Consider the following 14344-nt stretch of genomic DNA (forward strand, 5'->3'; position numbering starts at 1 on the left):
CCACTGTGAGAATGAGGAAGAAGCCCTTGTCCAGACATGGTTTGTTCGCCGCGTTGGTCGCATCCGTCATCCTGTCGGCCGGCGGCACTGCCGCCCAGGAGCAACCGGGCACGGCCGCCCAGGAGCAACCGGGCGCGGCTCCGGCGATCGAGGCGCCCGCTCCCGCGCCGCCGGCGGAGGCCGCGCCAAACGCCGTCGTGCCGCAGGTGACGCAGCCCGGCGTGACCACGCCCACCCAGACCACACCCATCGAGACTGGTCCTTCGGCGGCGACGTCCCTGACCCTGCCGCATGATCTGTCGCCATGGGGCATGTTCATGGCAGCCGACATCGTCGTGAAAGCGGTGATGATCGGGCTGGCATTCGCGTCCTTCGTCACCTGGACGATATGGCTGGCCAAGTCGCTGGAGATCCTTGGCGGCAAGCTGCGCGCACGCCGCGCGGCACAAGCCATCGGCAATGCCGCCACGCTGAACCAGGCCGGGCGCGCGCTTGGCCACAATGGTGGTCCTGGCGCCCTGCTGGTGCGGGCGGCGGAGGAAGAGGCAGCGCTTTCGGCCGGCTCGCTCGACCATGTGTCCGGCGACGGGCTGAAGGAACGGGTCACCTCGCGACTGTCGCGCATCGAGGCGGCGGCGGCGCGGCGCATGTCGCGCGGCACCGGCGTGCTGGCGACGATAGGCTCGACCGCGCCGTTTGTCGGCCTTTTCGGCACCGTCTGGGGCATCATGAACGCCTTCATCGGCATCTCGCAGGCGCAGACCACCAATCTCGCGGTCGTTGCCCCGGGCATTGCAGAGGCCTTGCTGGCCACCGCGATGGGCCTTGTCGCGGCGATCCCGGCGGTGGTCATCTACAACGTCTTTGCGCGATCGATAGCCGGCTACAGGCAGATCCTTGCCGATGCGTCGGCGGGGGTCGAACGGCTGGTCAGCCGGGATCTCGATTTCCGCACGGTCGCGCCGGCAAAGTCGATGGCCGCGGAATGAACACGGAGCGACGCCATGGCGGCTAGAATTCGAGAGAACATCGACGGCGATCTCGAGGAAAACCACGAGATCAACGTCACGCCGTTCATCGACGTGATCCTGGTCCTGCTGATCATCTTCATGGTCGCGGCACCGCTGGCGACGGTGGACGTCAATGTCGACCTGCCCGGCTCGACCGCGACGCCGGCTCCCCGGCCGGAGACGCCGCTGTTCCTGACGCTAAAAGATGATCTCAGCCTGGCAATCGGCAACGATACCGTGCCGCGCGAAACTTTCGCCGCCACGCTCGTCGGCAGGACAAAAGGCGACAGGCAGACGCGCATCTTCCTGCGTGCCGACAAGGCGGTCGGCTATGGCGATCTGATGGAGGTGATGAACCTTTTGCGCGGCGCCGGCTATCTGAAGATCGCGCTGGTCGGCCTCGAGACGCTGCCCGGCGATGCCGCGGCGCCGCAAGACGGAACGGGCCAATAATGTCGCCGGCGGCCGCCCTGCCTATGGCCGATCAGCGCCGCTTCGGCATGCGTGAGATGGCATGGTGGGCGGGCGCGGCTGCGCTGGTTCTGGTGGCGCATGCCGCTATCGGCTATGCGATGCAGGGCTGGCGGCCGGCCGCGCCCGATGGCGGGCCGCCGCAGGCGCAGCTGATCGAATTGTCGCCGATGGCGTTCACGCCGGCCATGCCGGCCCCGATACCGGACGAGGTGACGCCCGATCAGCCGGATCCGGCCGAGGAGCCCGAGATAGCCGAAACGGAGCCTCCGCCCGAACCGCCCGTCGAGCAGGCAGAGCCGGTCGTCGAGCCGTCGGAAACCGCTCCGGCCGATGCAATCGAGCCCACCCCGCCGACCGTGGCGGAACGGGTCGACCAGCCGCCGCTCGAGGAGGTCGTGCCTGATATTGCCGAGGCCGTCACGCCGGACGTGGTCATTCCGCTGCCTCAGCCGAAACCGGTCGACAAACCCGTCGAGGCCAAGCCAAAGAAGCAGGCGAAGGTGAAGGAGCCGGCTGAGGTCAAGGCGAAGAAACCAGTCAAAGAGGCCAGACAGCGCCCGAAAAAGGAGAAAGCCGCACCGCCCCGGACAACGGCCAGTGTCGCTGCGAAGCCCGCAACCAGGGCGGCCGCACCGAAATCGGCCAAAGCGGCGGCCTCGAGACGCGGCGACTCATCCAAGTGGGACTCGCGCCTGGGTGCATGGATCAGGCGGCACACGGATTATCCGAGGGCGGCGAAAGCCCGGCGCGCGGAGGGTAGTCCGCAAGTCACCTTTACGGTCGACGGATCCGGCCGAGTCCTATCCGCCCGGCTGGCTCGTTCCTCCGGCGATGCCGACCTCGATCGTGCGGCGCTCAGCGCGCTGCAAGGTGCCAAAGTGCCGACGCCGCCGCCAGAACTCGGCTCGCGGATAAGTCGCACGGCGCCCTTCGTGTTCAACCTGCGCAACTAGGCAGCACGACCGAGGACCGGTTCTTCCGGATCCAGGTCGTCTTTGCCGGATGCGGACCATTGCAGTCCGCAAAGACGATTTTTGACTATCAATCGTCATCTCACTGTCATATGCCGGCCATATACATCCATAATTCCGGATTCTAGGATACATGGACAAGAACACCGCTCTTCTCGCATTGGCAGCGCTTGGCCAGGACACCAGGCTCGAAGTGTTTCGCCTGCTGGTCCGGGCGGGCGCAGATGGTGTTCCCGCTGGCGAGATCGCCTCGCGCCTCGGTACGGTGCAAAACACAATGTCGGCGCATCTGAAGGTTCTCGACCATGCCGGCCTCGTGCGCGCAGAGCGCGACGGCCGGACAATCCGCTACGTCGCCGACATGACCGGCTTTCGCGATCTGCTTGCCTATCTCATGGAGGATTGCTGCAACGGTGCGCCGGAGCTCTGCCAGCCGGTCATCCAGGCGGTGACCTGCAACTGTTAGAAGGACGCCATGAGTGAGCCATACAACGTTCTTTTCCTGTGCACCGGCAATTCGGCAAGGTCGATCCTCGCCGAGGCGATTCTGAACCGTGTCGGCGCCGGCAAGTTCAGGGCCTATTCGGCCGGATCGCGCCCGAAGGGAGAGGTCCATCCCTACGCGCTCCAGCTTTTGAAAACCCTCAACCACGACACGTCCTTCGCCCGTTCGAAAGACTGGCAGGAATTCGCAGCTCCCGGTGCGCCCGAGATGAATTTCGTTTTCACCGTCTGCGACAACGCGGCCAATGAATCGTGCCCGGTCTGGCCGGGGCAGCCGATGACGGCGCATTGGGGCGTGCCCGACCCGGCCGCCGTGGACGGCACGGACGCCGAAAAGCACCTGGCCTTTGCCGAAGCTTACCGCATGCTCAACAATCGGATCTCGATCTTTGTCAGCCTGCCGATGAACACGATCGACAAGCTCGCCCTGCAGAAACGGCTGGATGAAATTGGCCGCGATCTGCCGAAAGTGGGCTAACCATGGCGGCTGACCTGCCCCGTCGCATTGTCGCGGAAGCGCTCGGCACGGCAATGCTAGTCGCGACGGTCGTCGGGTCCGGCATCATGGCCGACAGGCTGACGGATGATGCGGGTCTTGCCTTGCTCGGCAATACCTTGCCGACCGGAGCGATCCTGGTGGTGCTGATCACCATACTCGGACCGATTTCCGGGGCGCATTTCAATCCGGCAGTGACGCTGGTTTTTGCGCTGAGGCGCGAAATCGACGCGACCACGGCTTTGGCCTATATCGTGGCCCAGATTGTCGGCGGCGTCGCTGGAACGTTGCTGGCGCACGCCATGTTCGAACTGCCGATTTTTCAGATCTCCCAAACCGTGCGGACCGGAAACGGACAATGGATTGCCGAATTGGTGGCCGCCTTTGGTCTGGTCTTCACCATTCTTGCGGGCCTTCGCTTCCGTTCGGAGTCCATCCCTTGGCTCGTCGGGCTCTACATCACCGCGGCCTATTGGTTCACGGCTTCGACGTCGTTTGCCAATCCAGCGGTCGCCATTGCGCGGGCGGTTTCCAACACATTCGCGGGCATCCGGCCGATGGATTTGCCGGCGTTTATCGTCGCCGAACTTCTGGGCGCGCTGCTTGCCATGGCCTTGGCAGGATGGCTGCTCACCGAGCCTAAACCAATCAGACAGATGAGAGCCGCGAAATGACTATCACCATCTATCACAACCCCGACTGCGGCACCTCGCGCAACACGCTCGCCATCATCAGGCAGTCGGGTGAAGAGCCTGAGGTGATCGAGTATCTGAAGAACCCGCCGTCGCGCGAACGGCTGGTCGAGCTGATCGCGGCGATGGGGATGACGCCGCGCGAATTGCTGCGCGAGAAGGGCACGCCGTACGCCGAGCTCAATCTCGGCGATCCCAAATGGACCGACGACGAGATCGTCGATTTCATGCTGAAGCATCCGATCCTGATCAACCGGCCGATTGTCGTCACGCCGCTCGGCACCATGCTCGCACGGCCGTCCGAAGCGGTTCTCGACATCCTGCCCAACCCGGATATCGGGCCGTTCACCAAGGAAGACGGCGAAGTCGTCATCGACGAGCAGGGCAAGCGCGTTGCCTGACCAGATACCCGAAGATTCCTTGCCGAACGTGGACGAAGACCAGTTCCGGCCGATCGACCTGCAGGCGCTGCTCGACGTGCCGCGGTCGATCCACAAGCCTCGCGTGCTGATGCTCTACGGCTCGCTGCGCGAGCGGTCCTACTCCCGGCTGGCGACGGAGGAAGCCGCTCGCATCTTGCGTCGCCTGGGCGCCGAGGTGCGCATCTACAATCCCGCTGGCCTGCCGCTGCCGGATTCGACGTCGGCCGACCACGCCAAAGTCCAGGAGCTGCGAAACCTGTCGGTCTGGTCGGAAGCGCAGGTCTGGTGCTCGCCCGAGCGGCATGGCTCGATGACGGGAGTCATGAAGGCGCAGATCGATTGGCTGCCGCTCTCGGCTGGCGGCGTCAGGACGACGCAAGGCCGCACGCTCGCGGTGATGCAGGTTTCCGGCGGCTCGCAGAGCTTCAACGCCGTCAACCAGCTTCGTATCCTCGGCCGCTGGATGCGGATGGTCACCATCCCCAACCAGTCGTCGGTGGCCAAGGCTTTCAATGAGTTCGACGAGGCTGGCCGCATGAAGCCGTCACCGTACTATAACCGGATCGTCGATGTGATGGAGGAGCTGATGAAGTTCACGCTGCTCCTGCGTGATCGATCCGCCTATCTCACGGACCGTTATTCCGAGCGCGTCGAAAGCGCTGAAGAGGTTGCCAAACGGGTCAGTCAGCGGTCGATCTGAGGTGATTGCCGCTCTTCGGCGTCGTAGCCGGATGCAGGATTATCCTGATCGGTCTCACAAGCGATCGTGGTTGGATACCGGTATACGACTAATTCGAGAATTTTCGAAATAGGGTTGACGCCACGTATTTCCGGCGCTACCTTATTTCCATGAAACTCGAACAAGCAGCAAAACAGCTCGAGGCGCTCGGCAATCCAACGCGGTTGAATCTCTATCGCACGCTGGTGAGGGCAGGCGAAACCGGGCGACCCGTCGGTTATCTGCAGGAAACCCTCGGCATCGCTGCGTCGACCCTGTCGCACCATCTGCACCGGCTTATCCTGACCGGCCTGGTCACCCAGGAGCGCCAGGCAACGACCTTGATCTGCCGTGCCAATTACCCCGTCATGAACGATCTGCTCGGCTTTCTTGCCGACGAATGTTGTGCCGACGCTGCATGCGGTCCGGCGGTCGGCGAGGCGGCTGCGTAACTCTTTTTTGGCCAATATTTCTATAGTCCTAGAAGCATAGAAGGTGCGTCATGGCTCCCAATAGTAATCTCCCGGTCGCCATCATCGGCGGCGGACCTGTCGGTCTGGCCGCAGCGGCCCAACTTGTCAGCCGCGGCCTTCCGGTCAGGGTTTACGAGGCGGGTTCCGCGGTCGGCTCGAACCTTCTGGATTGGGGCCATGTGCGGGTTTTCACGCCGTGGCGCTATTGTGTCGATGCGGTCGCCCGAAAACTTCTCGAGAGCCACGGATGGCAAATGCCGGAGCCCGAGGCATTCCCCACCGCCGATGAGATCGTCGACCAATATCTCGCGCCGCTCGCAAAGCTTTCCGAACTGGCGCCGTCGATCGAGACCAATGCCCGCGTTGTCGCCATTTCCCGGTGGGGAGCCGACAAGGTTCTGAGCAGAGCGCGAGAGACGCGGCCGTTCATGCTTCTGGTCGAAACGGGTGCGGGCACGCGTCGGGACAGCGCCCGTGCCGTCATCGACGCGTCCGGCACATGGCAGACGCCGAATCCGGTCGGTGCCGGCGGCTTGCCGGCCGAAGGTGAGAGGGAATTCGGAGATCGCATCGCCTACGGCATCCCGGATGTTCTCGGCCGCGACCGTCACGTCTATGCAGGTCGCACGACATTGGTGGTGGGCGCCGGCCATTCCGCCGCTAACGCCCTGCTGGAACTGGACAGGCTCGCGGAAACCGAGCCGGGCACCTCGGCATTATGGGTGACGCGCAGCACCGATCTTGTCCGCATCTATGGCGGCGGCGATGCCGACGCCCTGCCGGCGCGGGGCGAGCTTGGTTCGGATGTCCGGCATCTCGCCGAGAGCGGACGCGTGCGGCTGGCGACGGGCTTTGCCACAGTTGCCATTCGCGAGATCGACGGCCGTCTGGTGGTCAAAGGGCAGACAAAAGACGGATTGCGCACGCTCGGCCCCGTCGACCGGATTATCGCCGCGACCGGTCAGCGCCCCGATCTCGGATTGACCCGGGAGCTTCGGCTGGACCTCGATCCGTGGCTCGAAGGCGTCAAGGCGCTCGGGCCGCTCATCGACCCCAATGAACACTCCTGCGGCGATGTCCCGCCGCATGGTCACCGGGAGCTCAGCCACCCCGAGCCCGATTTCTACACGGTCGGCGTCAAAAGCTATGGCCGGGCGCCGACGTTCCTGCTGCTGACTGGCTACGAGCAGGTCCGCTCGGTCGCCGCGGCGCTCGCCGGCGATATGGCTGCGGCCGATGCCGTGCAGCTGGTGTTGCCCGAGACCGGCGTCTGCACCGTGCCGGTATCACTTTCAGGCACGTCGTCCCAGGGCTGCTGCGGCGGACCGGCGCCGGCTTCTGTCGACGCCTGCTGTGTCGACGACGCCAAGGCAAAAGCGAGCGGCAAGTCTGGGTGCGGCTGCGGCAGCACGCAAGAGATCGCCGCGCGCAGCGGCGACCTCGAGATCGCGGATGCCGCTCAATGAACGACCGGAAGATCCCGGCTGCGGCACTCTGGGCGTTGGGGCTGACGCAGATCATCGGCTACGGCACGCTCTATTACAGTTTCAGCATCCTGGTGCCGTCGATCGCGCTCGAGTTCGCCTGGCCGGAGCAATGGGTTTTCGGCGCCTTGTCGGCGTCGCTGCTGGTGGGTGGCCTGTTTGCGCCGACAGCCGGGCGCTGGGCCGATCGTTTCGGCGCCGGCCGGGTGATGACCTTTGGCTCGGCAGCCGCGGCGGCAGCGCTTGTCGCTTGCGCGGTAGCACCCGGTCGGGTGACCTTCGTTTTGGCGCTGATGACGATGGAGCTGGCGTCCGCCTTCGTGCTCTACAGCGCCGCTTTCGTCGCGATTGTCCAGATCGGCGGAGCCAAGGCGCAGCGCAGCATCACCCATCTGACGCTGATCGCCGGCTTCGCCTCCACGCTGTTCTGGCCGTTGACGGCGGCACTGCACGAATACCTGACCTGGCGCGAGGTCTACCTGGTCTTTGCCGGCATCAATGTCGCCATCTGCCTGCCCATCCATGCCTGGCTGGCGCGGCTGTCGCATCGGACAGATGAAAGCGCTTCGGCGACACCTGCGGCGATCGGGCCGGCAGGCGGTGCGATTGCCTCGGGCGACCGCAGCAGAGTGTTTCTGCTCATGCTTGGCGGCTTCGCGCTCGAGGGCTTCGTGCTGTCCTCGATCCTCGTTCACATGGTGCCGCTGACGACGGCGCTCGGGCTTGGCTCCGCCGGGCTCGTCGTCACCACGCTTTTCGGGCCGTCCCAGGTGGCGAGCCGGCTCATCAACATGCTGTTCGGCGGCCGGCTGGCGCAGACCTGGCTCGCGGTCATCGGCGCGACCTTGCTGCCGCTCGGCCTTGTCGTGCTGCTGGCGACGACACCATCGGTGCCTGGAGCCATCGCCTTCGTCATCCTGTTTGGATTGGGCTCGGGCCTCGCCAGCATCGTCGGCGGCACGCTGCCCCTGGAATTGTTCGGGCGGGAGCGTTACGGCGCCCGGCTCGGCTGGGTGACGGCGGCGCGTCAGTTCTCGTCGGCACTTGCACCATTTGCCCTCGCCATGGCGATGGCAGGCATGGGCGTCCAACCATCGCTCTGGCTGGCCGCAGCGGTCGGCATGCTCGGCATACTGGCTTTCTCGGCAATCATTCTGATCAGGCGGCAGCCTCTTGGGGCTGCGATCCCTCTTGTGAACGCCAATAGCAGCTGATCCTAACACTCCCCCGCCCAGATCGGCGGATGCCGCGTCGGCCATTGCGTTACCTGCTCCAGCTCATGGGCAATGCGAAGCAGCCGGCGATCCTCATTCTGGCGGGCAACGAGCTGGATGCCGATCGGCACGCCGCCCTCGGACTGAAAGAGCGGAAGACTGGCGGCGGGCTGCCCGGTGACGTTGAAGATCTCGGTAAAGGGCGCGAATCCGTAGGCCCTGTTTGCCCATTCCTCATAGTCGAAATGCGCGCCGTTGCCGTTGATTTCGCCCAGGCGGGGCGGCAATTCGGCCGTGGTCGGCGTCATGATCAGATCGAACCGATCGAATTTCCTCGCCATGGCGAAGGATGCCCGATGGGCGCAACTCTGCGCATCGAGGTAATCGGCCGCCGAGGCTTGTTCGAAGCGTTCCAGCGCGTGGCGGCTCAGTCGCTCGATTTCACCGTTTTCCGGCATGCGGCCGATCTCACCGGCTCGTTCCCGGATGGTCAGGCCAATCTCCGACATCCAAAGGAGGCTCCAGCCGTCGCCGCAATCGACCTCGGTTGGGAACGATGCTTCCTCCATGTCGTGCCCCAGCTCCTCGAGCAGCGCCATGGCTTCCAGAAACCGGGCCTTGATTTCGGGCGCGATGTCAGTGCCGTCTGGTCGCCGTCCCAAGCAGGCGATGCGCAGGCGTTCGCTCGGCGTGCGCAGCCAGTCGAAATAGGAGGGCACGGATCTGGACACGCGGTAAGGCGCCCCCAGTTCCGGGCCGGCGGTCATATCCAGCATGGCGGCGCTGTCGCGGACCGTACGCGAAAGCACGTTTTCGGCATGGAGCCCGGCTCCGACCTCGCTGCGGTAAGGGCCGACAGGATTAAGGGCGCGGGAAGGTTTTAGGCCGAACAAGCCGCAGCAGGCCGCCGGCACGCGGATCGATCCGCCGATATCGGAGCCATGCGCTACCGGCACCATGCCGCTCGCGACGGCGGCGGCAGCCCCGCCGCTTGACCCGCCAGCCGTGATCGTCAGATCCCAGGGATTGAGTGTCGACCCGCGGAAGGCCGGCTCGGTCACGAAGTCGTTGGCATATTCCGGCGTGTTCGTTTTTCCCAGGAAGACCAGGCCGGCCGTCCGCCATCGCCGAACGATCTCGCTATCGGGCTTGGGCGCGGCATCCCTGAAATAGGCGGAGGAATGCGTTGTCGGCCAGTCCGCCGTGTGGATACCGGTATCCTTTATGAGAAAAGGAACGCCGGCTAAACGTGAGTTCCGGTCCAGGCTCCTTGCGCCGGAACGAGCGCCTTCGGCATCGACCAGGGTCACTGCATTGAGGACAGGATTGATCTTTGCAGTCGCCTCGATTGCCGCCTCGACCACCTCAGTGGCGGACAGGTCGCCGGAGCGAACATGTTCGGACAGCGCAACGGCGTCGAGCGCCGCATATTCCTGCAGTTTCATGGCTGGCTCATTTGCCTCGGCTCTTTGTGTGCCGGAAAATGTGCAGAGATCAGCTGGGCGATCAGAGCCGGATTCTCCCAGTGCGGGTTGTGGCCACAATCGGCGGTTTCGACGACTGCGGCGGTGGGAAAGGCTTCCACCAGCCGCTGCCGATGCATACTGTCGAACAGCGGGTCGCGCCCGCCGTTTACGATCAACGTATCGACCTTGACGCCTTGCGCAGCCACCGTCAGATCGGTGCGGCGCACCTGCTCCAGTATGGCGCGCCAGCGCGGCGCTGGCATGGTCGACGCCTCCGCCGCCGCCATTGCGAGGAAGTCGCTTGGAACATCCGCCTTGCAGGCGTGCCAATAGGCATAGAACGGGTCCGTCGGCGATATCGGGTCGCGCAGCGATTGCACCCCGACGACCATCGGATGGGCATCGGGGATTGCGGGCTGCAGCGTGCCCGCAAGCAGCACCAGCCCGCCGGCCAAAGCCGGATGCCGTGAGACCGTTTCGATGGCAATTATGCTGCCCAGCGAATGTCCCACCAGAACCGGCCGAACGAGCTGCAGCCTGGCAATGAGCGCGGCAAGGTCTTCGGCGAAATCGGCCGGCCCGAGGCCGCTCGTCCCGGCCTGCGAGGCGCCGTGCCCGCGCAGGTCCGGGATGATAAGGCGGCGGCCTTCCAGATAAGGGACGAGCAGGGAAAAACTGCGGCTCGTGTCGGTAAAGCCGTGGATGAGGACAAGCGGCGGCTCGGCGCCGCCGATCTCGATATAGGCCATGGCGGTCCCGCCGATAGCGACACTTCGCTTGCGGCCGGCCCATCCGTCCTGCATTACTGAGTTCACAGGCCGAGCTTTGCCTTCACGGCATCGAGTGCCGGCTTGCCGTCGAAGGTGGTAACGCCTTGCAGCCAGGCGTCGAGCCTTCCCTCATTTTCCGAAATTGCCTTCTGGGCGGCATCGAGCGGCGCCATGCCGTCATTGATCAGGTAGCCCATGCCGGTATTCTCGAATTCGATGTCGAAGCTGAGGTTCTTCAAGAGCTGCGCTGCGTTCCGACAGGCTTCCAGATAGCCCTTGCGCACCTGGGTGCTGACGGTCGCCGCGCCAAAATTGGGCCCGTAGAATTTGTCGCCGCCGGTCAGATATTTGAAGTCGTACATCGTGTTCATCGGATGCGGCGCCCACCCCTGAAAGACGACAAAATTCTTTTCCTTTATCCGATATCCGACCTCCGACAACATGCCGGCTTCGCTCGACTCGACGACTTCCCATCCGTTCAGACCCAGGCTCGGATCGGCGATGGCGTCCATCATCAACTGGTTCGATCCAGGTTCGATGCCGTACATCTTGTTTCCGAATTTGTCGGCGAACTTCTTGAGGTCGGCCACGTCCTTGACGCCTGCTTCCCAGACATAGGTTGGAACGGCAAATGTGTATTTGGCGCCTTCGAGATTGATGCGCACAGTCTCGACCGAGCCATCCTGCTTGTACGGGCCAAAATTGGCGACCATGGCCGGGTCCCAATAGCCGAGGAAGACGTCGAGATCATTGTTCTTCAGAGCGGCATAGATGACGTCTATGCCAAGCAGGGTGCTCTGCGGCTTGTAGCCGAGGGCGTCGAACAGGACGGAGGCGACACCGGTGGTGAAGGCGAGATCGTTCCAGCCAGGCTCGGCCATCCGGACGGTTCTGCATTGTTCCGGTTCCGCGGCCTGGCTCACCTGCGGCGCAAGCGCCAGAGCACACAGGGGCATGCTGAGAAGAAAGGTGCGAAGCATTGTGATATCTCCCGTGTTGACCATTTAGTCTGATTATTGTCCCACCGGTCAATTGTTGATCTCGGCGGACTGGAATGTCAATGTGCTTTTGCATCGGGAACAATCATGAAACTCACTCGCCTCAGCGACATCCGCCGCAAGGAGCTGCGCCAGGCAGCATTCGCCGTGCTTCAGCGGGAAGGCATAGCCGGGGCGACGATCGAGAAGGTCGCGGCGCAGGCCGGCGCGTCGAAGGGCATCGTCCTGCATTATTTTAGGGATAAGCGAGAGCTGTTCGAACACGCGATGCGCGAGTCGAATCTGGTGCTGCGGGATGCGGTGGTGGCACGGCTGAAAGGCGCGCATACGCCTATGGAAAGGCTCGACGCTGTAATCGACGGCAATTTCGAGCCGCATTTCTTCCAGCCGTCGCTTTGTCATGCGTGGCTCTCGCTATGCGCGGAGGTGCCGCGCGACGAAAAATTGAAACGCATTCAGCGCGTGATCCACAGCCGTATGCGGTCGAATTTGCTGTCCGGCCTGCGTGGCCTTGTTGTCGAAGCTGACGCAAACGATATCGCTTTCGGCATCACCACGCTGATCGACGGGCTATGGCTGCGGCTTGGCCTGCAACCCGGCAGCGTTTCGCGCGACTATGCACTGCGCCAAGTCAAGGACTATGTCGCCGCGCGACTGGCAAGCGCTGAATTGCCGCCGGCCACGCGGCCTGCATCGGTTGGCGCCTAGAAGGCCAGCTAGCCGGCGCCTGATGGTTGCGCTCCATCCGCATTCGTCCAGCTTGTGCGCAACAGCGAGCGGTCGGCCATGCGCGCTCGACGGGCCGCGATGCGGTTGATAAGCCCTCTCCCCAAGGAGAGTCGAGACATGACCGTTGCGATCGAGATGGGCCACACGACCGCAGGCGCCCCGGCGGCGCTGGATCTTGAGGAGCTGCTGGCGACCCGCCTTTTGGTGCAGGGCAATTCGGGCTCCGGCAAATCGCATCTGCTGCGCCGGCTGCTGGAGCAGAGCGCGCCCTGGGTGCAGCAGACCATCATCGACCCCGAAGGCGACTTCGTGTCGCTGGGCGACCGTTTCGGTCATCTGGTGATCGATGCCGAGGAGCATACCGAGCGCGGCCTGCAGAGCGCCGGCGAGCGCGCGCGCATCCACCGCGTCTCCACGGTGCTCAATCTCGAGGGGCTCGACGCCGAGAACCAGATGCGCCGCGCCGCCGCCTTCCTCGGCGGGCTTTTCGAGGTCGCCCGCGACCACTGGTATCCGATGCTGGTGGTGGTGGACGAGGCGCAGCTGTTCGCACCGGCCGTGGCGGGCGAGGTGTCGGACGAGGCGCGCAAACTCTCGCTCGGCGCCATGACTAATCTGATGTGCCGTGGCCGCAAACGCGGGCTTGCCGGCATCATCGCCACCCAGCGACTGGCCAAGCTCGCCAAGAACGTCGCCGCCGAGGCTTCCAATTTCCTCATGGGTCGAACTTTTCTCGATATCGACATGGCGCGCGCCGCCGACCTTCTCGGCATGGAGCGGCGACAGGCGGAGGCTTTTCGCGACCTGGAGCGCGGGCAATTCATGGCGCTGGGCCCGGCGCTGTCGCGCCGTCCGCTGGGGCTGCGCATCGGCCCGACCGACACAAGCCCGCGCAATGGCACCCCGCGCCTGATGCCGCTGCCGGAATCGGCGTTGGAGGATGCCCGCGCGATCATCCTGGCAGCCCCGCCGCCGGAAACTGTCCGGCCGCAGCGCCGGTCGTCGCCGGACCTGCTCGATCAGCTGATGGCGGCGAAATCGGCGGCGCTGGAAATCCGCCCCGAACCGGTGGAGCCGCCGATCAGCGCCGAGGATTTGGCGGAGCGGCGGGAGCGCGTGGACCGTGTCCTGCGCGCCGTGCTGGCGCAACCCGATGCGGGCTTCCGTGTCATCGGCGTGCTTTACCAGGAATTCGTGGTCCGCTGCCGGATCGAGGGTCTCGCCTCGGTTGTGCCGGACCTGCCCGCCTTCCGCCGCATGCTGACGCGCGCCCGCGCCGGGCTGGGCTCCGACATGGCAGGGGATGATGCGTGGCAGGATGTCTCGGTGCGCGCCTCGCTGCTGCCCGAGGACATGCAAGGCGTGTTCATGATGATCGCCCGCGCCGCGAAGGAGGGCTGGCCCTGCCCGAGCGACGCGGCGATCGCCCGCGCCTATGGCTCGCACTCGCTGCGCCGCGCCCGGCGCCTGCTGACCTATATCGAGGAGCAGGGGCTGATCGTCTGCCAGCTTGACGGGGTTGGCCGGCGGACGGTGACGCTGGTGGAATTGGCCTGGGCGACGGCACCGGGGGATCCCGGTGCCGCGGAAGCGGAGCAGGGGAGCTTGGCTGTGTGAGGGGGTGGTCTAGCGTGCAAGGGGAATGCCACGCGTCAAGGCGATGTATGACCAAGCGGTAGGTACAGCGGCGAGTCTTTTAGAGACTCAGCCCCGATCAACTGACGAAGTACAAGAAATACGGCAGGACTGTAGCGCAAATATCTGCCGAAACTACGCTGCCGCCGCCGATTACCCCTTCGGTTCATTCTGTTGACATCTCCTGCTTCTGGAGAGATGGTAAGATACTACGCGGCGGCCCTTTTTCCGAAGATTTTATTCTGCAGCTTTATCAAAGGATTTCGGCAATGCGTTTGTCTCGATCGC

The 14344-nt window shown here is 64.3% G+C and carries 16 protein-coding genes; 13 read left to right on the top strand and 3 right to left on the bottom strand.

All coding sequences use genetic code 11. The features are described from left to right. The first annotated feature begins 26 nt into the window (after positions 1-26). The 11 genes from exbB (at position 27) to arsK (ending at position 8458) form a co-directional block, all read left to right on the top strand. On the top strand, positions 27-989 hold the full coding sequence (gene exbB / locus EJ075_RS11445) for a tonB-system energizer ExbB (RefSeq protein ID WP_095485132.1): 963 nt from the start codon (positions 27-29) through the stop codon (positions 987-989). Positions 990-1004: 15 nt separating this feature from the next. After that, positions 1005-1463 carry a TonB system transport protein ExbD gene (gene exbD / locus EJ075_RS11450; protein ID WP_095484999.1) on the top strand — a complete coding sequence of 153 codons (459 nt, stop codon included), beginning with the start codon at positions 1005-1007 and terminating at the stop codon, positions 1461-1463. Continuing rightward, positions 1463-2437 (top strand): energy transducer TonB, encoded by a 975-nt coding sequence (locus EJ075_RS11455; RefSeq protein WP_095485000.1) that lies wholly within the window; start codon positions 1463-1465, stop codon positions 2435-2437. Before exbD ends, EJ075_RS11455 begins: the two co-directional genes overlap by 1 nt. A 151-nt stretch (positions 2438-2588) precedes the next feature. After that, positions 2589-2921, top strand: a complete 333-nt coding sequence (locus tag EJ075_RS11460; protein WP_095485001.1) for a helix-turn-helix transcriptional regulator — start codon at positions 2589-2591, stop codon at positions 2919-2921. A gap of 9 nt (positions 2922-2930) precedes the next feature. Then, positions 2931-3437, top strand: coding sequence for an arsenate reductase ArsC (locus EJ075_RS11465; RefSeq protein ID WP_095485002.1), 507 nt, complete (start codon positions 2931-2933; stop codon positions 3435-3437). A gap of 2 nt (positions 3438-3439) precedes the next feature. Beyond that, a complete protein-coding gene (locus EJ075_RS11470) occupies positions 3440-4129 on the top strand; it encodes an MIP/aquaporin family protein (RefSeq protein ID WP_095485003.1) in 690 nt (229 codons plus the stop codon). After that, positions 4126-4548 (top strand): arsenate reductase (glutaredoxin), encoded by a 423-nt coding sequence (gene arsC, locus EJ075_RS11475; RefSeq protein ID WP_095485004.1) that lies wholly within the window; start codon positions 4126-4128, stop codon positions 4546-4548. Before EJ075_RS11470 ends, arsC begins: the two co-directional genes overlap by 4 nt. Positions 4549-4576: 28 nt before the next feature. Beyond that, positions 4577-5269, top strand: a complete 693-nt coding sequence (arsH, locus tag EJ075_RS11480; protein WP_164547274.1) for an arsenical resistance protein ArsH — start codon at positions 4577-4579, stop codon at positions 5267-5269. Between the two features lie 149 nt (positions 5270-5418). Further along, a complete protein-coding gene (locus EJ075_RS11485; RefSeq protein ID WP_095485005.1) occupies positions 5419-5739 on the top strand; it encodes a metalloregulator ArsR/SmtB family transcription factor in 321 nt (106 codons plus the stop codon). Between the two features lie 50 nt (positions 5740-5789). Continuing rightward, complete coding sequence (locus EJ075_RS11490; RefSeq protein WP_126104419.1) at positions 5790-7226, top strand: NAD(P)-binding domain-containing protein; 1437 nt, start codon at positions 5790-5792, stop codon at positions 7224-7226. Continuing rightward, positions 7223-8458, top strand: coding sequence for an arsenite efflux MFS transporter ArsK (gene arsK, locus EJ075_RS11495; protein ID WP_126104420.1), 1236 nt, complete (start codon positions 7223-7225; stop codon positions 8456-8458). Before EJ075_RS11490 ends, arsK begins: the two co-directional genes overlap by 4 nt. Positions 8459-8460: 2 nt before the next feature. Here arsK and EJ075_RS11500 read toward each other — a convergent pair whose 3' ends face one another. The 3 genes from EJ075_RS11500 to choX are packed head-to-tail and all read right to left on the bottom strand — an operon-like array spanning position 8461 to position 11674. Further along, complete coding sequence (locus EJ075_RS11500; protein ID WP_126104421.1) at positions 8461-9903, bottom strand: amidase; 1443 nt, start codon at positions 9901-9903, stop codon at positions 8461-8463. Then, a complete protein-coding gene (locus tag EJ075_RS11505) occupies positions 9900-10727 on the bottom strand; it encodes an alpha/beta hydrolase (RefSeq protein ID WP_126104422.1) in 828 nt (275 codons plus the stop codon). Before EJ075_RS11505 ends, EJ075_RS11500 begins: the two co-directional genes overlap by 4 nt. A gap of 8 nt (positions 10728-10735) precedes the next feature. Continuing rightward, complete coding sequence (choX, locus tag EJ075_RS11510) at positions 10736-11674, bottom strand: choline ABC transporter substrate-binding protein (protein WP_126104423.1); 939 nt, start codon at positions 11672-11674, stop codon at positions 10736-10738. 105 nt (positions 11675-11779) lie between these two features. On the opposite strand from choX, the gene betI reads away from it, so the two are divergent. Continuing rightward, a complete protein-coding gene (betI, locus tag EJ075_RS11515; protein WP_095485011.1) occupies positions 11780-12400 on the top strand; it encodes a transcriptional regulator BetI in 621 nt (206 codons plus the stop codon). A 138-nt stretch (positions 12401-12538) separates the two neighbouring features. After that, positions 12539-14038, top strand: a complete 1500-nt coding sequence (locus EJ075_RS11520; protein ID WP_126104424.1) for an ATP-binding protein — start codon at positions 12539-12541, stop codon at positions 14036-14038. The last annotated feature ends 306 nt before the right edge of the window (positions 14039-14344 follow it).

This window comes from Mesorhizobium sp. M6A.T.Cr.TU.016.01.1.1, from assembly GCF_003952585.1.
GTDB lineage: Bacteria > Pseudomonadota > Alphaproteobacteria > Rhizobiales > Rhizobiaceae > Mesorhizobium > Mesorhizobium mediterraneum.

Bases quoted from the DNA above. Each gene is read 5' to 3' on its own strand.
- exbD (WP_095484999.1), top strand. From the start codon at position 1,005: ATGGCGGCTAGAATTCGAGAGAACATCGACGGCGATCTCGAGGAAAAC.
- EJ075_RS11455 (WP_095485000.1), top strand. From the start codon at position 1,463: ATGTCGCCGGCGGCCGCCCTGCCTATGGCCGATCAGCGCCGCTTCGGC.
- EJ075_RS11460 (WP_095485001.1), top strand. From the start codon at position 2,589: ATGGACAAGAACACCGCTCTTCTCGCATTGGCAGCGCTTGGCCAGGAC.
- EJ075_RS11465 (WP_095485002.1), top strand. From the start codon at position 2,931: ATGAGTGAGCCATACAACGTTCTTTTCCTGTGCACCGGCAATTCGGCA.
- EJ075_RS11470 (WP_095485003.1), top strand. From the start codon at position 3,440: ATGGCGGCTGACCTGCCCCGTCGCATTGTCGCGGAAGCGCTCGGCACG.
- arsC (WP_095485004.1), top strand. From the start codon at position 4,126: ATGACTATCACCATCTATCACAACCCCGACTGCGGCACCTCGCGCAAC.
- EJ075_RS11485 (WP_095485005.1), top strand. From the start codon at position 5,419: ATGAAACTCGAACAAGCAGCAAAACAGCTCGAGGCGCTCGGCAATCCA.
- EJ075_RS11490 (WP_126104419.1), top strand. From the start codon at position 5,790: ATGGCTCCCAATAGTAATCTCCCGGTCGCCATCATCGGCGGCGGACCT.
- arsK (WP_126104420.1), top strand. From the start codon at position 7,223: ATGAACGACCGGAAGATCCCGGCTGCGGCACTCTGGGCGTTGGGGCTG.
- EJ075_RS11500 (WP_126104421.1), bottom strand. From the start codon at position 9,903: ATGAAACTGCAGGAATATGCGGCGCTCGACGCCGTTGCGCTGTCCGAA.
- EJ075_RS11505 (WP_126104422.1), bottom strand. From the start codon at position 10,727: ATGCAGGACGGATGGGCCGGCCGCAAGCGAAGTGTCGCTATCGGCGGG.
- choX (WP_126104423.1), bottom strand. From the start codon at position 11,674: ATGCTTCGCACCTTTCTTCTCAGCATGCCCCTGTGTGCTCTGGCGCTT.
- betI (WP_095485011.1), top strand. From the start codon at position 11,780: ATGAAACTCACTCGCCTCAGCGACATCCGCCGCAAGGAGCTGCGCCAG.
- EJ075_RS11520 (WP_126104424.1), top strand. From the start codon at position 12,539: ATGACCGTTGCGATCGAGATGGGCCACACGACCGCAGGCGCCCCGGCG.